This window comes from Rhizobium chutanense (genome assembly GCF_002531935.1).
GTDB lineage: Bacteria > Pseudomonadota > Alphaproteobacteria > Rhizobiales > Rhizobiaceae > Rhizobium > Rhizobium chutanense.
Map to the genome: position 1 here is coordinate 1 of NZ_NWSV01000008.1, position 19,887 is coordinate 19,887.

Annotated in this window: 20 protein-coding genes; 8 read left to right on the forward strand and 12 right to left on the reverse strand. The window is 62.1% G+C overall.

What is annotated here, in order from left to right:
* Window positions 1-242 precede the first annotated feature (242 nt).
* Window positions 243-1,409 carry a hypothetical protein gene (locus tag CO666_RS14580; RefSeq protein WP_097612819.1) on the reverse strand — a complete coding sequence of 389 codons (1,167 nt, stop codon included), beginning with the start codon at window positions 1,407-1,409 and terminating at the stop codon, window positions 243-245.
* A gap of 166 nt (window positions 1,410-1,575) precedes the next feature.
* Here CO666_RS14580 and CO666_RS14585 point away from each other — a divergent pair, with 166 nt between their 5' ends.
* The 5 genes from CO666_RS14585 to CO666_RS14605 all read left to right on the forward strand — a co-directional run bounded on the left by CO666_RS14585 (window position 1,576) and on the right by CO666_RS14605 (window position 5,519).
* Entirely contained in the window at window positions 1,576-1,806 is a 231-nt protein-coding gene (locus tag CO666_RS14585; protein ID WP_097612820.1) for a hypothetical protein, read from the forward strand.
* Between the two features lie 171 nt (window positions 1,807-1,977).
* On the forward strand, window positions 1,978-2,313 hold the full coding sequence (grxD, locus tag CO666_RS14590; RefSeq protein WP_085737390.1) for a Grx4 family monothiol glutaredoxin: 336 nt from the start codon (window positions 1,978-1,980) through the stop codon (window positions 2,311-2,313).
* A gap of 140 nt (window positions 2,314-2,453) precedes the next feature.
* Entirely contained in the window at window positions 2,454-3,659 is a 1,206-nt protein-coding gene (locus tag CO666_RS14595) for a multidrug effflux MFS transporter (RefSeq protein WP_097612821.1), read from the forward strand.
* 34 nt (window positions 3,660-3,693) lie between these two features.
* Window positions 3,694-4,974 carry a multidrug effflux MFS transporter gene (locus CO666_RS14600; protein WP_097612822.1) on the forward strand — a complete coding sequence of 427 codons (1,281 nt, stop codon included), beginning with the start codon at window positions 3,694-3,696 and terminating at the stop codon, window positions 4,972-4,974.
* 71 nt (window positions 4,975-5,045) lie between these two features.
* Window positions 5,046-5,519, forward strand: a complete 474-nt coding sequence (locus CO666_RS14605) for a GNAT family N-acetyltransferase (RefSeq protein WP_097612823.1) — start codon at window positions 5,046-5,048, stop codon at window positions 5,517-5,519.
* Window positions 5,520-5,614: 95 nt separating this feature from the next.
* Here the strand turns inward: CO666_RS14605 and CO666_RS14610 are convergent, their stop codons facing one another.
* From CO666_RS14610 to CO666_RS14655, 10 genes are all read right to left on the reverse strand, one after another.
* Window positions 5,615-6,439, reverse strand: coding sequence for an inositol monophosphatase family protein (locus tag CO666_RS14610; RefSeq protein ID WP_097612824.1), 825 nt, complete (start codon window positions 6,437-6,439; stop codon window positions 5,615-5,617).
* 42 nt (window positions 6,440-6,481) lie between these two features.
* Complete coding sequence (locus CO666_RS14615) at window positions 6,482-7,309, reverse strand: inositol monophosphatase family protein (protein WP_097612825.1); 828 nt, start codon at window positions 7,307-7,309, stop codon at window positions 6,482-6,484.
* Between the two features lie 48 nt (window positions 7,310-7,357).
* Window positions 7,358-8,221: a tRNA 2-thiocytidine(32) synthetase TtcA gene (gene ttcA, locus CO666_RS14620; protein ID WP_097612826.1), complete on the reverse strand. Its 864-nt coding sequence runs from the start codon at window positions 8,219-8,221 to the stop codon at window positions 7,358-7,360.
* Window positions 8,222-8,278: 57 nt separating this feature from the next.
* Window positions 8,279-9,208, reverse strand: coding sequence for a glutaminase (locus CO666_RS14625; protein WP_097612827.1), 930 nt, complete (start codon window positions 9,206-9,208; stop codon window positions 8,279-8,281).
* A gap of 72 nt (window positions 9,209-9,280) precedes the next feature.
* Window positions 9,281-9,898, reverse strand: coding sequence for a 30S ribosomal protein S4 (rpsD, locus tag CO666_RS14630; protein WP_004676212.1), 618 nt, complete (start codon window positions 9,896-9,898; stop codon window positions 9,281-9,283).
* 224 nt (window positions 9,899-10,122) lie between these two features.
* A complete protein-coding gene (locus CO666_RS14635) occupies window positions 10,123-11,634 on the reverse strand; it encodes a helicase HerA domain-containing protein (protein WP_097612828.1) in 1,512 nt (503 codons plus the stop codon).
* Between the two features lie 128 nt (window positions 11,635-11,762).
* Window positions 11,763-12,563, reverse strand: coding sequence for a glutamate racemase (gene murI, locus CO666_RS14640; protein WP_097612829.1), 801 nt, complete (start codon window positions 12,561-12,563; stop codon window positions 11,763-11,765).
* Window positions 12,544-13,374, reverse strand: coding sequence for an RNA methyltransferase (locus CO666_RS14645; protein WP_097612830.1), 831 nt, complete (start codon window positions 13,372-13,374; stop codon window positions 12,544-12,546). The genes murI and CO666_RS14645 overlap by 20 nt, the downstream gene beginning before the upstream one ends.
* 4 nt (window positions 13,375-13,378) lie before the next feature.
* The gene (locus tag CO666_RS14650) at window positions 13,379-15,418 is read right to left on the reverse strand and encodes an FUSC family protein (RefSeq protein WP_179869686.1); all 2,040 of its coding nucleotides are present in this window, start codon (window positions 15,416-15,418) and stop codon (window positions 13,379-13,381) included.
* 123 nt (window positions 15,419-15,541) lie between these two features.
* Window positions 15,542-16,069, reverse strand: a complete 528-nt coding sequence (locus CO666_RS14655) for a hypothetical protein (protein WP_097612831.1) — start codon at window positions 16,067-16,069, stop codon at window positions 15,542-15,544.
* A 188-nt stretch (window positions 16,070-16,257) separates the two neighbouring features.
* Between CO666_RS14655 and CO666_RS14660 the strand changes: the two genes are divergently transcribed.
* The 3 genes from CO666_RS14660 to CO666_RS14670 all read left to right on the forward strand — a co-directional run bounded on the left by CO666_RS14660 (window position 16,258) and on the right by CO666_RS14670 (window position 18,681).
* A complete protein-coding gene (locus CO666_RS14660; RefSeq protein ID WP_003586206.1) occupies window positions 16,258-17,469 on the forward strand; it encodes an NADP-dependent isocitrate dehydrogenase in 1,212 nt (403 codons plus the stop codon).
* A gap of 66 nt (window positions 17,470-17,535) precedes the next feature.
* A complete protein-coding gene (locus CO666_RS14665) occupies window positions 17,536-17,979 on the forward strand; it encodes a GNAT family N-acetyltransferase (protein WP_097612832.1) in 444 nt (147 codons plus the stop codon).
* 75 nt (window positions 17,980-18,054) lie between these two features.
* Window positions 18,055-18,681 carry a glutathione S-transferase family protein gene (locus CO666_RS14670; protein ID WP_097612833.1) on the forward strand — a complete coding sequence of 209 codons (627 nt, stop codon included), beginning with the start codon at window positions 18,055-18,057 and terminating at the stop codon, window positions 18,679-18,681.
* Window positions 18,682-18,727: 46 nt separating this feature from the next.
* Here the strand turns inward: CO666_RS14670 and CO666_RS14675 are convergent, their stop codons facing one another.
* Window positions 18,728-19,579, reverse strand: coding sequence for an AraC family transcriptional regulator (locus tag CO666_RS14675; RefSeq protein WP_097612834.1), 852 nt, complete (start codon window positions 19,577-19,579; stop codon window positions 18,728-18,730).
* Window positions 19,580-19,887 lie beyond the last annotated feature (308 nt).

Below are 19,887 nucleotides of genomic sequence, written 5' to 3' on the forward strand. Positions count from 1 at the left end.
TCCGGGATGGCCATCCCGGAGCTCGATCCCAGCTTCCCCAACAGTAAAGCATAGATTTGAGAGACAATTCCTGTGCTTGTCACAGGAATCCAGCCACCGCGCGTCGGCGCGGTGAATGAGTTACTGGTCTGATAGAAAAAGGTTTTTGTGCCCAAGGACTTGGGCACGCTGGATTCCTGTGACGAGCACAGGAATGAGGGTGGAGAGGTAGGCAGACCGGCTCAATTACGTTCCCCCGCCCCTCAGCCCGGCATCCGCTTCTCATCCGCATAGGCAAAGACCGAGGCCGGCATCGGACCTGATGTCATCAACGTGAAATCGAAGGATCCCTTCATATCGGGGCCTAGCACATATTGCCGGTGGACCCGCAGCTGATCCCTGCGGATCTTGCGGTAGTGCTCCGGCGTCAGCATCTGCTTGACGCGGATCAGGATCATCTTTGCCGGGGGTGCCTCCGCATGGCCGCAGACGGCAACGACCGGCACCTTGTAGAAATTGATCGAATCCGTCAGGCACTGCACGTCGAGCCAGGAAATCGCCGGACACCGGGCGATCAGTCCGACACGCGCGCGCAAGAGCGTCGCCGATGACAACAGCGCGCATTGCAGGATGGCGCTGCCGAGTGTGGCAAACACCACGCGCTTGCCGTTGAAAACCTCCGGCTCCCTCTCCAGCAATATGCCGATGACATGGGCGGCAACGCTCGACCCCATACTGTGCGAGGAGATCACATATTCATCCGCCTCTTCGTCAAGCGCTTTGCGCACGGCGGTGGCACGGTCTTCCAGCCAGCTATTGAAATCCGTCCTATCCATGCGGCCGAGCGCCACCGCCATTTCCCAATCGGCAAAGAGATGCAGCGTGTGGAAACGTTCGGAAAACGGCAGGAAGACGAAAATGAAGAAGCAGAGCGCCAGCGGTCCGCTCCAGAGCATGTGCCAAGGCGAAAAACCGAGGGCATAGGGCAGCACGGTGATCTGCGCGGTCAGCGCAATCGCCAGCGCCGTCAGCAGGAAAGGAAAGACGAAGAACAGGCCGAAGCGCCAAGCATGGCGGAAATATCCCCGCATGCCGCCGCCCAGCATGATCTGAGCGCAGCTTCGAAAACCAGCTATGATCTGGCTCAGCGTGTTGCCGCTGCGCAGCTTGCGCACAAACCCATCGTGATCGACCATGTGCACCCGGCTCTTCGTCCGCCAGCCGGGGGAACCGGGCTCCGCCCTGCTCTCCGTCGTCACCTCGAAACTGAGGGGATCGCTTCCTGGCTCGGGCGCCCCCGTTGCAACCGAATAGCCCCAGACGGCGGCACTCTGCCGGGCAGAGCGTTCGTAGCGCGCCCTGTGGGCGACACCGTCAAGCGGCTCGAAGCCCGGAAAATGCAGGACGACCCGCTTCTCGATCAGTTTCATTCCACCTTCCGGCCGGCCAAAGGGCCGGCATGTTGCCTGCGATCCGGCTGCCCGCGCCGCAAATATCGGCGAAAAAGCAGCTATGGTCTCGAAGCCGTCTTGCTAACCGAAACCTTCCGGAATTCAATAGCACCCATGTCGTTTCCACCATGAACGGAGGGTTTTTGTGGCCGATCTTGTCAAAGAACTGATATCAGGCGTTGTCGACAGCGTGCTGAAGGAAATCCTGAAGAAAACCACCGGCCGCGTGACCACGAAGCGCACCAGGCGCAAGACGCGCTCCGCCGCGACGACGACGGCCGCCCCGAAGACGACCACGGCAAAGCGCAAGCCCGCCCGCAAACAGGTCAGCAAACGCCGCTCGGCCGCCGGCCGCAGCCGTCAGCGCCGCAACTGAGACGAGCGGCAAAATCTCCAACCGTAACGCGACGGCAACAATACCGGAGTGGTATGACCAGATTGGTCTTTTTTTGGTCCGGGCGGCTGGAATTCCTGCCGCCGCATGCTATCTAAAGGCAACGATTGAAACGGCGGGCCTTTAACCCGCCTGTTGAAAGGATCAGGTCCCATGAGCGGCATTCACGAATTCATCGACAACGAAATCAAGAGCAACGACGTCGTCCTCTTCATGAAGGGCACGCCGCAGTTTCCGCAGTGCGGTTTCTCCGGGCAGGTCGTACAGATCCTCGATTACATCGGTGTCGACTACAAGGGCATCAACGTGCTCGCCGATTCGGAAATCCGCCAGGGCATCAAGGATTACTCCAACTGGCCGACGATTCCGCAGCTTTACATCAAGGGCGAGTTCGTCGGCGGCTGTGACATCGTCCGGGAAATGTTCCAGGCCGGTGAATTGCAGCAGCATCTCCAGGAAAACGGCGTCACCGTGCGCGGCGCCGCCTGATCGGTCACCGGGCGCGTCCGCCCGGTTTCCAATTCTGTAATCTTGCGTCCGAGGCGCTGCTGCCAGCAGCGCCTTGGCCTGTTTATGGGAATTTCACTGTGACAGATTCATCACAAGCCGTGTCCGCGGGCCGCCTGCCCATGGGCAAACGAGAATTCATCGCGCTCGCGGCCTTCCTGATGGCCGTCAACTCGCTGGCGATCGATATCATGCTTCCGGCCTTGCAGCAGATCGGCGCGAGCCTCGGCGTCGAGAGCGAAAACCATCGCCAGTTCGTCGTCTCCACCTATCTGCTCGGTTTCGGCTGCGCCCAGCTGTTCTACGGCCCGCTGTCCGATCGTTTCGGCCGCCGCACGCCGCTTCTGATCGGTCTCGTCATCTATATCGCTTCCGCCGTCAGCATCGTCTTCGTCCCCACTTTCGCCGGGCTGCTGGTGCTGCGCTTCATCCAGGGCATCGGCTCGGCCGCAACCCGCGTCATCACCGTCTCCATTGTCCGCGATATCTATGGCGGTCGGCAGATGGCCGAGGTCATGTCGCTGATCATGATGGTCTTCATGATCGTCCCGGTCATCGCGCCCGGCACCGGCCAGATCGTCATGTTCTTCGGCAACTGGCACCTGATCTTTCTCTTTATTGCCGCCATGGCGACGGCTATCGCCGTCTGGGCCTACCTTCGCCTGCCGGAAACCCTGCATCCCGCCAATGTCCGCCCCTTTACCGCCCGATCGATCCTCGGCGCCTTCAGGCTGGTGCTGACCAATCGCGTGGCGCTCTGCTACACCATTGCCAGCACTTTCATCTTCGGCGCGCTGTTCGGCTTCATCAACTCCGCCCAGCAGGTCTATGTCGGCATTTACGGCCTCGGCGTCTATTTCCCTTTCGCCTTCGCCGGTGTCGCGATCTTCATGTCGCTGTCGTCCTTCTTCAATTCGCGTTTCGTCGGCAAGCTCGGCATGCGCCGCCTGTCGCACGGCTCGCTCATCGGCTTCATCGCCATCAATACCATCTGGCTGATCGTCCAGATGGCGAGTTCCGAGCCGATGCCCTTTGCTCTGTTCATCTCCTTCTTCGGCCTTGCCATGTTCCAGTTCGGCTGGATCGGCTCGAACTTCAATTCGCTCGCCATGGAGCCGCTCGGCCATGTCGCCGGCACCGCCTCCTCCGTTCTCGGTTTCATGAGCACGGTCGGCGGCGCCCTCATCGGCGCCGGCATCGGCCAGGCCTTCGACGGCACCGCGCTGCCGATGGTCGCCGGCTATTTCACCGTGTCGATCATCGGGCTCGTCTTCGTACTGATCGCCGAGAAGGGCCGTCTCTTCCAACAGCAGAATTCGGCCGTCTGAACGGCCAACTCCTCCGCATTCGGGAAATCACCACATGACGCCGCCGCATAAACCGCACCAGGAAAACCAGGGCTCCCGCCGCATCGGCATGGGCTTTGGCGAATTCGTCGTCACCATCGCCATCATGACCGCCAGCGTCGCCATGGCCATCGACAGCATGCTGCCGGCATTGCCCAATATCGGCCATTCACTCGGCGTCACCAATACCAACGACGCGCAGCTCATCATCGGTGTGTTCCTCCTGGGCTTCGGCATCTCGCAGATCTTCTTCGGCAGCCTTTCGGATACGTTCGGCCGCCGGAACATCCTGCTCGGCGGCCTCCTCTGCTACGTGGTCGGCATGTTTGCGGCCGCAGCAACCGGCAGCTTCGAAATGCTGCTCGTCATGCGCTTCATTCAAGGCGTCGGCGGCGCGGCCGTGCGGATCACCACCATGGCTGTTGTGCGCGACTGCTTCGGCGGCCGCGAAATGGCCCGTGTCATGTCCTATGTCATGATCGTCTTCATGATCGTGCCGATCGTCGCCCCCTCCGTCGGCCAGATGATCATCCTCTATGCCAACTGGCACTGGATCTTCATCCTGCTCGGCGTCATCGCCACCATGCTGTTCGTCTGGGCGCTTCTGCGGCTGAAGGAATCGCTGCCGCCGGAAGAGCGGCTGCCGCTGTCGGTCGGCTCTGTCGTCGATGGCTTCAAGACCGTGCTCACCAACCGCATCACCTGCGGCTACATGATCGGCCTCACCATGTTCACCGGGGTCATCAGCGCCTATGTGATCTCGGTGCAGCAGGTCTTCGGCGAGGTCTACGGCCTTGGCGACTGGCTGCCGATCGCCTTTGCCGCCACTGCCGGCGGCATCGCTGTCGCCAATTTCGCCAACGGCTTCTTCGTCCGCAAATTCGGCATGCGCCGCATCTCCCACGCCGCCCTGCTGATCTTCACGGCGCTGTCGGCCGTCGGCTTTGTCATTTCGCTGGCCGGCAAGCCGGATTTCGCCATCGCCTACGGCATCTTCACCGTCGTACTGATGATGTTTGCCCTGATCGCCACCAATTTCACCGCCATCAGCCTCGAGCCGATGGGCAATCTCGCCGGTACGGCGACCGCCGTCACCGGCTTCGTCTCGACGACCTTCGGCACCATCCTCGGCGGCCTGGTCGGCCAGATGTTCAACGGCACGATCCAGCCGCTGTTCGGCGGCTTTGCGATTTTCGGTCTCCTGACCATCGCCGCCACGCTTTGGGCAGAGAACGGCAAGCTCTTCACCCATCCCGGCGACAGCCCGCAGCTTGATCCGGGTGGAGCCCACTTCTGACGCGAACCTGCCGACGGCGGAGATTCGGCCGGGGTCAGGATGTTGTGGAACCGAGGAGCAAGGCATCCAGGATGGACGAGCGAATTTTGATCAGGCCGTACACGCCGGCTGACGCGGACGCGACGATTGACATCTTTCTGCGCGCCATCCGGGAGGTCTCGTTCAAGGACTATTCGCCCCCTCAAATAGAGGCGTGGGCAAAGGTGGAAGATCACGGCCTATGGGCGGAGCGCCGGATCAGCAGGCCCGCCTGGATAGCGGAAATCGACGGAGAGCCGGTGGGGTTTTCCGATCTGACCGCCGAGGGCTGTGTGGACATGATGTTCGTCCATCCTCAATTTCAGGGGCTCGGTATCGCAAGCCGGCTCTTGAACACAGTCGAGGCGGAAGCTCTGAGGCTGGGATTCACGAGAATTTATACGGAGGCCAGCCGAACCGCACGGCCGTTTTTCGAGCGTAGGGGTTTCCGCGTGATATCAAGGCAAACCGTCGAGAAACGCGGGCAAAGCTTGGAAAACTTTCTCATGGAGAAGCTCTACGGGTAACAGGAAAGTACCCCGTTGACTGTCCTGATAAAACCGGCATTCCCCGTCGGAAAACACGGCCGCGAAATCAGCGTTCTGCGGCCGGGTTTATCTGTTCAGACCGTGAAGACCTCACGCCGCAGCAGGTCCCAGGAAGCCTTGTCGGGAGCCACCAGCAGCCCGCCTGCAAGATGGTGCGGCAGATAGGGCGAGCCGTCGAAACGGGCGGCATAACCGCCGGCCTCCTGCGAGATCAGCGTGCCTGCGAGGTGATCCCAGGGCATCATTTTGTTGTACATCAGGTAATGCACATGCCCGCCGGCGAAGGTGCGGTATTCATGCGCCGCGCAGCGGTAATTGGTGAGGAAGCGCACCTTCGCGAGATTGCCGAGAATCTCGGCCCGCTTTTCCTGCGGCAGGTAGCCGGTGGAGGCCATGCCGACCATCTGGTCGAGTGCGACAGGCTCTGCCGCGCGCAGCCGCCGCGCCTCGCCATCCGGCCGCCGCAGCCAGGCGCCGCCACCCTTCTCCGCCATCACCCAGTCGTCGCCCATCGGATCGTAGATGATGCCGGCAATGGTCTCACCGCCTGATATGACCGAGGCCATGACGCCGAAAGCCGGGATGCCGGCGGCGAAATTGAACGTGCCGTCGACCGGATCGACGACGATCGCGAGATCGGCATCTGCGAGCCTGCCGAGCAGCGCCGGTTCGGCGGCGACCGATTCTTCGCCGAGAAACAGCGCACCCGGCCAGCGCCGCTCTGCTTCCGCCTTGATCATCCGCTCGGCCTGCTCGTCGGCCTCGGTGACGAGATCGGTCGCCTCGCTCTTGGCGCGCACCTCATCCTCGCCGAGCCGGCGGAAGCGCGGCAGGATCTCGGCCTTCGCCGCGCGGCGCAACAGATCGGCAAGAACGGTCACGTCGACAGTCGCAGTCATGTCAAATCCTTTCGGTCCGGCCTCTGGGTAAAGGGCTTCAAATCAGATGCCGACGATTTCACGCCGGATCATCTGCCAGCTTTCCCTGTCGGGCGCGGAGATGATGCCGCCCGTCGTCTCGCCGGGGCGATAAGGGGTGCCGTCGAATTTCGCCGTATGGCCGCCGGCCTCCTGATGGGCGAGCACGCCGGCCAGGTGATCCCAGGGCATCAGCTTTGCATGGCCGATGAAATGCAGCTTGCCGGAGGCGACCATCCAATATTCATAGGCCGAGCAGTTGAAGGCGAAGGTCATCCTGATCTTTGCCATGTTGGCTGAGATCCGTGAGCGGTCCGGGTCGTCCATATGGCCCCATGAGATGCCGCCGACCATCTGGTTCAAGGCGGCGGGCTCCGCCACCCTCAGCCTGCTCGATTGCCCGTCCTGCCGCGTCAGGAAGGCGCCCGCCCCTTTGATCGCCGTCACGGTATCGCCGAGAACGGGATCGTGAATGATGCCGGCGACCGTCTCGCCCTTGACGGTCACGGCCAGCATCGTCCCGAACACCGGAAGCCCGGCGGCAAAATTGAATGTGCCATCGACAGGGTCGATGACGAAGGCCAGATCGGCATCGGCAAGTGCCGGCACGACGGATCGGTCGGTCTCATAAGCCTCCTCGCCGACGACGAGTGCCGAGGGGAAGCGCTCTTTCAGCGCCGCGGTGATCCTGTGTTCGGCGAGCAGATCCGCCTGCGTCACAACATCGATCGCCGAGGTCTTTTCCGAAATATCGGCAGCACCGAGATTGCGAAAACGCGGCATGATCTCGGCTTGCGCCGCTTCCCTGACGCAACCGCCGAGAAAGAGAATATCCTGATCTGAAATCGTCATGCGAATTCCTGTCCTTGATCCAAATAGCCAGCCTGCTTAGCCGGCCATTCATGACGGATCTGTGACACCAAGGGTGGAAAAATCGAAGAGTTTAGGATCGAGCAGATGTGACGGGTTCACATGCGAAAGCGCCCGCAGCATCGTGTCCTTGCGTCCCGGCATGCGCCGCTCGATATCGGCGAGCATGTCCTTCATCGCATTGCGCTGCAGCCCATCCTGCGAGCCGCAGAGGTCGCAAGGGATGATCGGAAACTGCATGGCGGCGGCGAATTTGGCGAGGTCGTCCTCAGCGGCATAGGCAAGCGGCCGAAGCACCATCAGGTCACCCTCGTCGTTCAGAAGTTTCGCCGGCATGGAGGCAAGCCGCCCGCCGTGGAAGAAATTCATGAAGAAGGTTTCGAGAATGTCCTCGCGGTGATGGCCGAGCACCAGCGCATCGCAGCCCTCTTCCCGCGCGACGCGGTAGAGATTGCCGCGCCGCAGCCGCGAACAGAGCGAGCAATAGGTCGCCCCCTCCGGCACTTTTTCCTTCACGATCGAATAGGTGTCGCGATATTCGATCCGATGCCGCACGCCGATCTTGGTCAGATAGTCCGGCAGCACGTGCTTGGGAAAGTTCGGCTGCCCCTGATCGAGATTGCAGGCAACGAGCTCGACCGGCAGCAGGCCGCGCCATTGCAGATCGAGCAGCAGCGCCAGCAGCCCATAGGAATCCTTGCCGCCGGAGAGGCCGACCAGCCAACGCTTCTGCCCCTTCAGCATGTCGAAATCGTCGAAGGCCTGGCGCACCTGCCGCAGCAACCGCTTGCGCAGCTTGTTGAAGGACACCGAGCGCGGCGCATCGGCAAAGAGCGCAAGGCCGACGCCGTCGTCCACTTCGGAATCATCCGCGATATTAGCTGCGATATTCATTGCTTGTCCTATCGAAGGTGCACTTGCCATAGCAGAAAGCGGCCTGGCAACACAGCATCAATCGCCGAAAACAGACCAGCCGGTGCGCGCCGCCAGCATTTCCAGCGCCACGGCGCCGAGCTGCGAATTGCCGACCTTGTTCAAGCCCGGCGACCACACCGCGATCGAGGCAATGCCGGGCGCAACCGCGAAGATGCCGCCGCCGACACCGCTCTTGCCGGGCAGACCGACGTGATAGGCGAAGTCGCCCGAGCCGTCGTAATGGCCGCAGGTCAGCATCAGCGCGTTGATGCGTCGCGCCCGCTTCGGCGAGACCACCGAATGGCCGGTCATCGGATTGCTGCCGCGCGCCGCCAGGAACAGCCCGGCACGCGCCAGCTGCTCGCAGCTCATCGACAGCGCGCATTGATGGAAATAGACGCCGAGCACGTGATCGACAGGATGGTCGAGATTGCGGTAGGCGCGCATGAAATTGGCGAGCGCGACATTGCGGTAGCCCGTCTGTGTCTCCGAGCGCGCCACCTTGTCGTCGATGGTGATAGACTCGTCATCGGCGAGATACCGCACGAAGCGCAGCAATTCTCCGATCGCCTCGCGCGGCGCATGGCCGGCCATGACGACGTCGCTGACGGCGATCGCGCCGGCATTGATGAAGGGATTGCGCGGAATGCCGCTCTCATGCTCGAGCTGGACGATCGAGTTGAAAGCCGATCCGGATGGTTCGCGCCCGACACGCTTCCATAAGCCCTCGCCGACCTTGCCGAGCGCCAGTGTCAGCATGAAGACCTTGGATATGCTCTGGATCGAGAAGGCGATGTCGGCATCGCCGACACGGTAGACCTTGCCGTCGACGGTCACGATCGCCATGCCGAACTGCCGTGGATCGACCTTGGCCAGCTCGGGAATATAGTCGGCGACCTTACCCTCGCCGATCCGCGGCAGGATATCGGTGTAGATACTATCGAGGGTCGCCTGCAAATCCGCCATCGCTTCTCTCCGAATAACAAAAAAGCCGCCCGAAAGAGCGGCTTTTCCATAAGCGAAAACGCCTGGTTCTTCTTAACGCGAATAGAATTCGACGACCAGATGCGGTTCCATGACGACCGGGAACGGAACGTCGCTGAGCGTCGGAACGCGGCCGAAGGTGGCGACCATCTTGTTGTGATCGACTTCGATGTAATCAGGAACGTCGCGCTCAGCGAGGCTGACGGCTTCCAGAACGGTAACGAGCTGCTTCGACTTCTCGCGAACTTCGATAACGTCGCCGGCCTTGCAGCGGTAGGAACCGATGTTGACGCGAACGCCGTTGACGGTGACGTGGCCATGGTTGACGAACTGACGGGCAGCAAAGACCGTCGGAACGAACTTGGCGCGATAGACGATCGCGTCGAGGCGCGATTCCAGCAGGCCGATCAGGTTTTCAGAGGTGTCGCCCTTGCGGCGGTCGGCTTCGGCGAAGATCGCGCGGAACTGCTTTTCGCGCAGGTCGCCGTAATAGCCCTTGAGCTTCTGCTTGGCGCGCAGCTGCACACCGAAGTCCGAAAGCTTGCCCTTGCGGCGCTGGCCATGCTGGCCCGGGCCGTATTCGCGGCGGTTCACCGGGGACTTCGGACGGCCCCAGATGTTTTCGCCCATACGGCGGTCGATTTTGTACTTGGACGATTCGCGCTTGCTCATCGCATTTCCTTTCAAAGGTTTATGGCGATTTGTTACCAAACCGCACGAAGGAAACACGCCCTCCTCTGATCTCTTTCGAGACCCGACAGGATGCTCCGGTTAGCGAACAGGAACGATCCACGGGACATGTCAAATGAAACACCGGACATTGCTGCCCGGTGCTTGCGGCGGTCTTTAGAGGGCCGTCATGAAAATGTCAACAGCGGCAAAACCTGAAAGCGCCACTATTCCGCAGCCAGAGGCTGATCGCCGGTATCCGGCGCGTTTGCATCGCCCGGCGCCGTCTGGCAGTTCATGTCCGGGAAAGCGACGATCCGCTTGCCGGAGAAATCCGTGTGCACGACGACGATGCCCTGCTCTTCGAAATAACCGAGCAAGCGGCGCGCCCGGCGGGCGGAATGGGTACCGTAGGCACGGGCAATGCGAGCGTCCGACGGGCACGGCTCGCCGCAGACGGCGGCTTTGGCGAGCATCAGGAAGACGCCCTGCAGGTCGTCGGTGACGCCAGACGACAGCGACAGCGCCGTCGTCCACTCGTCGGTCGCGGCTGTCGCGGCATCGACGCCGGAGCGGGAGATTGCCACACGCCGGCGGAAATCCGGCAGCGCGATCGGCGGTCCCGGCACGCGGCGCATGCGCAACCGCACGAGAAAATCCTGGTAGAGAACCGAATCGGTGCGGAAGGCGGAGGTGGGATCGTCGAGTATTTCGGCCAGCACGCCGGCCAGGCGCTCCTCCCGCTCCTCGGCGGAGACTTCCACCTGGCTCGCCCTCGCCTCGGCAGGTGCGACTGACGCCGCCGGCGTCGAGCGCGAAAGTTCAGCCAGGATATCGGTGGTCGGCCGCGGCGCCGGCGGCGCGCGGCGCACGAGCGGACGCTGGAATTCCTCCGGGTCGGGCGTGAAGATCAGGTCCTCGACATCCTGCGGCGCATCCGGCAGCGGCATCAGCTTCGGGCTGGAAGAGCGCGCCGAAGTCTCCACCGCGCCGATCTGGATCGGCAGCGGCCGCCGCGACAGCGCCGGTCCGAGAGCGACGAAATTGCCGCGTTTCAGGTCGCGGAACATCTCGGCCTGACGCCGGTCCATGCCGAGCAGGTCGGCGGCGCGGGCCATGTCGATATCGAGAAAGGTGCGGCCCATCAGGAAGTTCGAGGCCTCGGCCGCGACGTTCTTGGCGAGCTTGGCAAGCCGCTGCGTCGCGATCACGCCGGCAAGGCCGCGCTTGCGGCCGCGGCACATCAGGTTGGTCATCGCCCCGAGCGACATCTTGCGCGCATCTTCCGAGACATCGCCGCCGACCGACGGCGCAAACATCTGCGCCTCGTCGACGACGACGAGAACCGGATACCAATATTCGCGATCGGCGTCGAACATGCCGTTGAGAAAGGCGGCGGCGGCGCGCATCTGCTGCTCGATATCCAGGCCTTCGAGCGTCAGCACACAGGAGACGCGATGCTGGCGGATACGATTGGCGATGCCTGCAAGCTCCGCCTCGGTGCGCTCACCATCGACGACGACATGACCGAACCGGTCGCTGAGTGTGACGAAATCACCCTCGGGATCGATGATGACCTGCTGCACCCATTGCGCCGATTGCTCGAGCAGACGGCGCAAAAGATGCGACTTGCCCGATCCGGAATTGCCCTGCACGAGCAGACGGGTCGCCAGCAGCTCCTCGATATCGAGCGTCGCCGGGCTGCCGGACGCCAATCCCATATCGATGCCAACCTGCAATGCTGATCCTCGCGGCGAAAAGACTCACATGAACGAAGCGCCATTCTTCCGAAACGGCAGCTCCCCGTCTATCAAAGAATCTGCTGATTTTCAGGGCCGGATTTCGCCAACCCACAGGACAATTCAGCTCACGCCTTCAGCCCGAATCCCTGCATCAGCCGCCGGGTGGCGAAATCCTGCTGGCCGGAGGTGAAGACCGCAAAGTCGAAATTATCCGGATGGACGGCATCGGCAACCAGCGGCACCAGTGTGCGGGCGCGCCGCGCGATCGCTTCGGCGGGGTCGAGCCAGTCGACCGGCCAGGGTGCAAGCCGGCGGAAGAGATTGGCCATGAAAGGATAGTGGGTGCAGGCGAGCACGACGATATCGGTCTTCCGACCATCCTTGTCGACGAAGCACTGGTCGATTTCGCCAAGCACGGCATCGTCGGAGACGGCATCGCCGCGAATATAGGCCTCGGCCATGCGCGCAAGGTTCTCAGAGCCGACGAGGCGAACATGGCATTGCTGCGCGAAGGACTGAATGAGATCGCGCGTATAGGCCCGCTTCACCGTGCCGGGCGTTGCGAGCACCGAGACCAGGCCAGACCGCGTGCGCTCCGCCGCCGGTTTGATCGCCGGCACGGTGCCGACGAAGGTCATCTGGGGGAAAGCGGCGCGCAGGTCGGCGCCGACGAGCGTAAAGGCGGTGTTGCAAGCGATGATGCAGACTTCGGGATCATGTTCCGTCAGCAGCTTGCCGAAGAGCCCGATAATCCGCTCCTTCAGCGCCTGTTCCTCCCAGCCGCCATAGGGAAAGCCGGCATCGTCGGCAACATAGATGAAGCCGCGTTCCGGCATCAGCACACGCGCCTCGCGCAGGACGGTCAGCCCGCCGATGCCGGAATCGAAGAGGAGGATGGGTTTCAGCTCACGCGTCGTCGCTGTCATCGGGCGTTGTTTCCTTGGCCGCTGTCGGGAACCTGCCGCCGCGCGGGCTCTTGCGCGAGAAGCGGTCGAGGGAGGAGATGACGCCGCGCAACACGCTGATTTCCTGCTCCGTGAAAGCCCGGCGGGAGAGAACGGCACGCAGATTGTCGACCATTTTCGGCTTTTTCCCGGCAGGATGGAAATAACCGCGCGCATCGAGCGCCTCTTCCAGCTGGTCGAACAGGCCGAAGAGCTGTTCCTTGGTCGAGGGCGTCTGCCCCATCGCCTGGAAAGGCACCGCGCCGAGATCCTCCATGCCGGATTTCATCCATTCATAGGACATCAGCAGCACGGCCTGGGCGATGTTCAGCGAGGCGAAGGCAGGATTGACGGGAAAGGTGACGATCTCGTCGGCAAGCGCCACCTCCTCGTTGGTCAGCCCCCAGCGCTCGCGCCCGAAGAGGATGCCGGTGCCCTCGCCCGCCCGGAATTTTGTCCTGAGGGTCTCTGCGGCGATGACGGGGGAGCGCACCGGCTTATAGCCATCGCGCTCGCGTGCCGTCGTCGCATAGACGAAGTTGAGGTCGGCCACCGCCTGCTCCAGCGTGTCGTAGACCTTCGTTGCCTCGATCACATGATCGGCCTTGGAGGCCGTCGCCAATGCTTTCTCGTTCGGCCAGCCGTCGCGCGGATTGACAAGGCGCAGTTCGGCAAGGCCGAAATTCGCCATGGCGCGCGCCACCATGCCGATATTCTCGCCCATCTGCGGCTCGACCAGAATGATGGCCGGCCCCTCGGCCAGAAGTTGACGTTCGCTGTTCGTGCCTGCCATGGTCCTATCCCTGTTTCGAGCGCGCAATAGCCTCGCCCGCTGCAAACGGCAAGACATCGGCCTGCGGATAGAGCCTTTCCAGCGCCGAACCGATCATTTCGAGCCCCAGTCTCGCGCCCTCCCGCAACAGCGGCAGGTGTCGTCCCGTTGTCCGGGATGCCTTGCGCTCGATCAGGAAGCAGGCCGAACCGCGCGGCGCGGCATTGTCGATCAGCGCCAGATCCGCCGCGATCAGCCTGTGCAGATTGTCGTCGGCATCAGGCGTTTGGTAATTCTTCGCCAGGATACGCGCCCAATAGGTGCAGGCCAGGAAGATCGCCAGCGTCTGGCGAATCTGGCCGGGCCGCGTCACCACCGACCAGGAGGAGCCGAGCGGCCGCGCCGCCACCGTCACATCGCGGTAACAGGCATCGATCCTCTGCGACAGCGCAATCAACTCGAAACTGCCCTTGCCCTCGCCGAGCGCGTCAAGCAAATCGCGCAGCGCCTGGAACCAGCGCGCAAGTGCGCCATCAAGCGCGCCGCGCGTGCGGGTGGGAAAGACGATGAAGGCAACCGCCGTACCGGCCACCGCGCCGATCACCGTCTCGCCGATGCGCAGCTTCAACAGATCGAGCGTCAGCACGCCGGTCATGCCGTAGACCAGGCAGAGCACGATCGAGATGAAGAAGGTCATCGTCGCGTAAGAGATCTGCAGGAAATAAAAGGCGAGGAAGATGCAGACGACGGCGACCGGAATGGCAATCGCCTGTTCACCCGAAATCAGCGTCGCCAGCCCAAGACCAAAGGCGATGCCGAACACGGTGCCGAGCGAGCGCGACAGCGCCTTCATCGCCGTATCGCCGCGCGAATTGGTGTTGGTGAAGACGAGGAAAGAGGCGAGCACGGCCCAGAACCAGCGCTCGCGCGACAACAGCAGGCCGAAGCCCATGGCGATTGCCGAGGCGAGCGTGATCTGCAGCGCCGAGCGCAGCAGCGGATTGCCGAACGAAAAGTCGATCGGCTGGGATTGCGCGGTGTCGTTGATCGTATCGATGCCGGAAAAACCGGAAGCCTGCCCCTCGTCGATCGCCTGCGTCAGTTGCTGCCGCGCCTCGCCAAGCCAGAGCAGTGCCCGCACTGTCTCGCTCTGCGGCTGATCCCCGATTGATTCCGCCATCCCCTCATAGGTGGCAAGCTCGGCCTTGTCGGTCTCGATCACGGCGTGAACGAGCGCAAAAGGCGGCGGACTCTGGAAACTCAGCACGATGGCGCTCTCGGCGGCAAGATGTACATCGAAGAGCCGGATCGCCAGTTCGGCGGCAGGGTCGGCGGCACCGTCGAAGACGCCGGCCGGCGGACGCGGAATGAAGGTCTCCGCCATCAGCACCACCTCCTTCAGCCGGTCTTCCAGCTGGCGCAGTTCCTGCCGGTCGGTGTCACCGACCTCGGCGCTGCCAGCGATGGCGGCGAGCTTGAAGAGGATCTGGTTGATCCTTCCCCTGACGCTTTCCAGCGAGCGCAGCAGGTCGCGCCGCCAATCGTCCGGCAAGAGCACCGCCCGCACCAGATGACCGACGAGCACGGACACGACAGGGCCGATCGCCACTTCAGGCAGATCGGCCAGCGAAGGCCGGAAATAGGCGCCCATGAAATAGGAGGTGAAGGCGAACATGCCGATGGCAAAACCGCGCGGCCCGAACACCCGTCCCGCCGATGCAAGCGCAATCACCACCAGGAAGACGAGATCGGAGAGAAAACGGCTATCCTCGAGCCCGGCCGCGACGGCGACGATGGCAAGGCTTGCGACACAACCGAGAAGCCGCGTCACCAGCTGGCGCGCATTTCCCTTATCGCGCACGGCAATCCCGCCTTCGATCGACAGCACGATGCCGAGGCCGAAAGCCGCAGTCGGCAGCGGCAGAACAGAGGCGTGGATGGCAAGCAGGATCAGGAACGAGAGGACGATCGCCAGCGTCACCCGCGAGGCCATGCGCAGACGTGAAAGCGCCGGATCGTTGGCAAGCAGCCAGTCGCGAAGCTGAAAACCGGAAAACAAATGCAAGAGCCCCTCATGCCACGGAAGGATCGACAGATATCGCCGCAGAAACGGAAATCAAACCGTCGGAGAACCGGTCGCAACAATCGCCCGGAATCGATTCTCCGGTATGGATCGAATGTCGCGCGCCTATTGGCCCTTGGCAATCAGCGCCATCGTCGCCTTCAGTGAATCTCGGCCCTGCGTTTCGATATTCTCGGTGACGATGTCGTCGATGACAGGTGTACCGCCTTCTTCGATCACCGCGAAACGGACGGTCGTATAGTCCTTGGCATCGGGCGCATCCGAGCAAGCGGATTTCTTGAAGCGCACAGTCACCTCCGCCGTCCCGTCGACCGCAGGCGCGGCTGCCATCGTCAGATCCTCCAGCGGGCATGCATCCTGACCGTTGACGATGACGTCGTAGTCGAACGGCGATATGCCATCGTCATCGACTGCGGGAAATTGCGCGGCGGCCTGGTACTTGGCGACGAAATCCTTGCTGTAGAGATGGGCGAGCCGGCTCGCATCGAAGATGTCGCTCCAATCGCCGCTATTGTCGGCCCAGTTGCTCCTGGTCGCGTCCATGATCTCCTTCACGGGCGCGGTGGCATCGGCCGCACGGGCTGCGCCTGAAACGGCGATAAGGCTTGCGATAACAAGAGCGATTGTCTTCATGGTCGAATGTTCCGGGCGGGCAAATCAAGGCGGACACTAGCCGGATTTCCGCGCTTGGCAATGCCGGCAAAAACGCATTCTCGAACCCGTTGCAGCTTTGCGTTCCGGGTTCACAATGCTATAGCGCTCCTCATCACGTCACCCACCCGGGACCCCCGTCCCCATTCAAGCTCGAACGAGGCAGATACATGAACAAGATCAAGGTCGCCAATCCCGTCGCCGATCTCGACGGCGATGAAATGACGCGCATCATCTGGCAGCTTATCAAGGACAAGCTGATCCATCCGTATCTCGACCTCGACATCGACTATTTCGACCTCTCGGTCGAAAACCGCGACGCCACCAACGACCAGGTCACCGTCGACGCTGCCAACGCCATCAAGAAATACGGCGTCGGCATCAAGTGCGCGACGATCACGCCGGATGAAGCCCGCGTCAAGGAATTCAACCTCAAGGAAATGTGGAAGAGCCCGAACGGCACGATCCGCAACATTCTGGGCGGCGTCATCTTCCGCGAGCCGATCATCTGCAAAAACGTGCCGCGCCTGGTTCCCGGCTGGACGCAGCCGATCGTCGTCGGCCGCCACGCCTTCGGCGACCAGTACCGCGCCACCGATTTCAAGTTCCCCGGCAAGGGCAAGCTGACGATCAAGTTCGTCGGCGAAGACGGCACCGTCATCGAGAAGGAAGTCTTCAACGCGCCGGGCGCAGGCGTTGCCATGGCGATGTACAATCTCGACGAGTCGATCCGCGAATTCGCCCGCGCTTCGATGATGTACGGCCTGATGCGCAAGTGGCCGGTTTACCTCTCGACCAAGAACACCATCCTCAAGGCCTATGACGGCCGCTTCAAGGACATCTTCGAAGAAGTCTACGAGACCGAATTCAAGGATCAGTTCAAGGAAGCCGGCATCACCTACGAACACCGCCTGATCGACGACATGGTCGCCTCGGCGCTCAAGTGGTCGGGCGGCTACGTCTGGGCCTGCAAGAACTATGACGGTGACGTCCAATCCGACACCGTTGCCCAGGGCTTCGGCTCGCTCGGCCTGATGACCTCGGTTCTGCTGACGCCCGACGGCAAGACCGTCGAAGCCGAAGCCGCCCACGGCACGGTCACCCGTCACTACCGCCAGCACCAGAAGGGCCAGGAAACCTCGACAAACTCGATCGCCTCGATCTTCGCCTGGACCCGCGGCCTGGCGCACCGTGCCAAGCTCGACGACAATGCCGAACTCGCCCGCTTCGCTTCGACGCTCGAAAAGGTCTGCGTCGACACCGTCGAATCCGGTTTCATGACCAAGGATCTGGCGCTGCTCATCGGTCCGGATCAGCCGTGGCTCTCGACCACCGCCTTCCTCGACAAGATCGACCAGAACCTGCAGAAGGCCATGGCGTAAGCCTGTCCTTTCGGAATAGCATGGAAACGGCGGGGCTTTCCCGCCGTTTTCATTTGGGGAGAACCGATGACGGCCATCCGACCGCTTGAACCCGCCGACCGCGCCGCTTGGGAGCCCTTATGGCAGGCCTATCAGCGCTTCTATGAAGTCGCCATCCCGCCCGAAACCACGGATCTCACCTGGACCCGCTTCCACGATCCCGACGAACCGATGCACGCGCTCGGCGCCTTTGATGATGACGGCCGCCTCGTCGGTATCGTCCATGCCATCTTCCATCGTTCCTGCTGGCTGCCGCAATGGACCTGCTATTTGCAGGATCTCTATGTCGAAAACAGCCAACGTGGCCTCGGCACCGGAGCCGCGCTGATCGAAGCCGTCGCCGACCTTTCCCGCGCAAACGGTGCCGGCAGGCTCTACTGGATGACTCACGAAAGCAATGCGACCGCGCGGCGCCTCTATGACAAGATCGCCGAACGCTCGGGTTTCATCCAGTACCGCAAAGCGCTTTAGCTCCGGGCTTGCACAAAGACCTCGCCGCGCTATTGATTCCGGACGATAGCGACACGAGAACACGAGGAGGACGTCATGACCGAAGAATTGGTATTCTATACGAACCCGATGTCGCGCGGCCGCATCGCGCGCTGGATGCTGGAGGAAATCGGCCAGCCCTATCGCACCGAACTCCTGACTTTCGGTGAAGGCATGAAGAAGCCCGAATATCTCTCGGTCAATCCGATGGGCAAGGTGCCGGCGATCCGCCATGGCAACACCGTCGTCACCGAATGCGCGGCAATCTGCGCCTATCTCGCCGAGACCTTCCCGGCAAAGGGGCTTGCCCCCAAACCGGAGGAGCGCGCCGCCTATTACCGCTGGATGTTCTTTGCCGCCGGTCCGCTGGAATCGGCGGTGACGATGAGGGCTCTCGGCTTCGAAATTCCGACGGAGCGCCTGCGCATGGCCGGCTGCGGTGGTTTCGGCGACGTCATGAACACGCTCGAGATGGCCGTCTCCGGCTCGACCTATGTCGCCGGCGAGCGCTTCACCGCCGCCGACGTCTATGTCGGCGCTCACATCGGCTGGGGCCTCGGCTTCGGCAGCATCGAGAAGCGCCAGGCATTCATCGATTATTTCGGCCGCATCAGCGAGCGCGAGGCCTACATCAGAGCCAATGCGCTGGACGACGAGGCCGGCAAGACGATGCAGGCGGCCTGATTGTCACCGGCGCGGTGGCCAGACCGCCGCGCCGGGACGTCAGACGTCAGACAAGCGGCATGTAAATATCCGTCATCAGTTCGGTCGGCGGCACGTCGCGTGGGTTGTTCAGATATTCCTCGAACATGACGCTGTCCTTCAATTGCCGTCCTGATTTGGGCAGCCATTCCGCATAAAGCCACTGATAGGCCTTAAACATATCGGCGTAAGGCCCCTTGTGGCGCAGCACCGCATAATCGCCGCCGTCGATCGCGCGCCGCTCGAACGGCGCTTCGGCCGGCCCCTCGGACACGCTCGTCACGCAGGCGATCGACCGCAGCCGTTCCGCCGGCACGATGTCGGGATCATCGAGATAGACGCCGATCATTCGCATGTCGGGCTTGGCGAGGCCTCGGGCGTAGAGCGTGCCGAACAATGTCTCGAAGGCCTTGCCGATCTCCATGTAGGATCCGGTATGGACAACACCGATCAACTCCGTCGGTGCGATCTCTCGTATGGTAACGTCGAACATGGCTTTGGTCTTTCCGTTAGGTGAGGATTGGAAGGCTGTGTGGCTTCCCTCTTTCCGATAGCGGGCCGGCGGCATGCCGTAGACCGACTTGAAGATGCGATTGAAGGACTGGAGATTGGGATAGCCCGATCGCTTCGCAATTTCGCTGACGGCAAGCTCTGTGCGGACCATCTCGCCCGCCGCGTGATGCAGCCTGAGCCGCTTGACGGTTGCCGCCAGCGTCTCGCCGTAAATCGCCCGGTAGATCCTGTGCCAGTGATAGCTCGACATACAGACGATTTCGGCAAGACGCTCCATATCCAGCTCCTCGTCGAGGTGGTCCTGAATATAGGCCGAAACCCGCCTTAGACGGTTTTCGTAAAGCGCCCATGCCGTTTCACCGTTCATGTCGGAACCTCGTGCAATATCGATCGACCGCAGGGAACCATAACCGGATTTGACAAATCCTGCGGAAATTGCTTCCGAGCGCGAACACCCGAGAGAGTATCGTCCTTAGGCGCCCCGAAGGATGGGGCGGTGCTCGAGCCATCACTCCAACCTCCCTCATTCCTGTGCTCGTCACAGGAATCCAGCCACGGCGCGTCCGCGCCGTGAATGAACCAGTACCTAAAGAGAAAGAGTCCTTCGCGCCCAAGGACTTGGGCGCACTGGATTCCTGTGACGAGCACAGGAATGAGGGAGGCTGGCGGGAAACG

Excerpts from the sequence above, each read along its gene's own strand:
- CO666_RS14615 (WP_097612825.1), bottom strand. The coding sequence starts at position 7,309 with ATGACGATTTCAGATCAGGATATTCTCTTTCTCGGCGGTTGCGTCAGG.
- CO666_RS14610 (WP_097612824.1), bottom strand. The coding sequence starts at position 6,439 with ATGACTGCGACTGTCGACGTGACCGTTCTTGCCGATCTGTTGCGCCGC.
- CO666_RS14670 (WP_097612833.1), top strand. The coding sequence starts at position 18,055 with ATGACCGAAGAATTGGTATTCTATACGAACCCGATGTCGCGCGGCCGC.
- CO666_RS14665 (WP_097612832.1), top strand. The coding sequence starts at position 17,536 with ATGACGGCCATCCGACCGCTTGAACCCGCCGACCGCGCCGCTTGGGAG.
- CO666_RS14675 (WP_097612834.1), bottom strand. The coding sequence starts at position 19,579 with ATGAACGGTGAAACGGCATGGGCGCTTTACGAAAACCGTCTAAGGCGG.
- CO666_RS14625 (WP_097612827.1), bottom strand. The coding sequence starts at position 9,208 with ATGGCGGATTTGCAGGCGACCCTCGATAGTATCTACACCGATATCCTG.
- CO666_RS14600 (WP_097612822.1), top strand. The coding sequence starts at position 3,694 with ATGACGCCGCCGCATAAACCGCACCAGGAAAACCAGGGCTCCCGCCGC.
- murI (WP_097612829.1), bottom strand. The coding sequence starts at position 12,563 with ATGACAGCGACGACGCGTGAGCTGAAACCCATCCTCCTCTTCGATTCC.
- CO666_RS14595 (WP_097612821.1), top strand. The coding sequence starts at position 2,454 with ATGGGCAAACGAGAATTCATCGCGCTCGCGGCCTTCCTGATGGCCGTC.
- ttcA (WP_097612826.1), bottom strand. The coding sequence starts at position 8,221 with ATGAATATCGCAGCTAATATCGCGGATGATTCCGAAGTGGACGACGGC.
- rpsD (WP_004676212.1), bottom strand. The coding sequence starts at position 9,898 with ATGAGCAAGCGCGAATCGTCCAAGTACAAAATCGACCGCCGTATGGGC.
- grxD (WP_085737390.1), top strand. The coding sequence starts at position 1,978 with ATGAGCGGCATTCACGAATTCATCGACAACGAAATCAAGAGCAACGAC.
- CO666_RS14655 (WP_097612831.1), bottom strand. The coding sequence starts at position 16,069 with ATGAAGACAATCGCTCTTGTTATCGCAAGCCTTATCGCCGTTTCAGGC.
- CO666_RS14605 (WP_097612823.1), top strand. The coding sequence starts at position 5,046 with ATGGACGAGCGAATTTTGATCAGGCCGTACACGCCGGCTGACGCGGAC.
- CO666_RS14580 (WP_097612819.1), bottom strand. The coding sequence starts at position 1,409 with ATGAAACTGATCGAGAAGCGGGTCGTCCTGCATTTTCCGGGCTTCGAG.
- CO666_RS14645 (WP_097612830.1), bottom strand. The coding sequence starts at position 13,374 with ATGGCAGGCACGAACAGCGAACGTCAACTTCTGGCCGAGGGGCCGGCC.
- CO666_RS14660 (WP_003586206.1), top strand. The coding sequence starts at position 16,258 with ATGAACAAGATCAAGGTCGCCAATCCCGTCGCCGATCTCGACGGCGAT.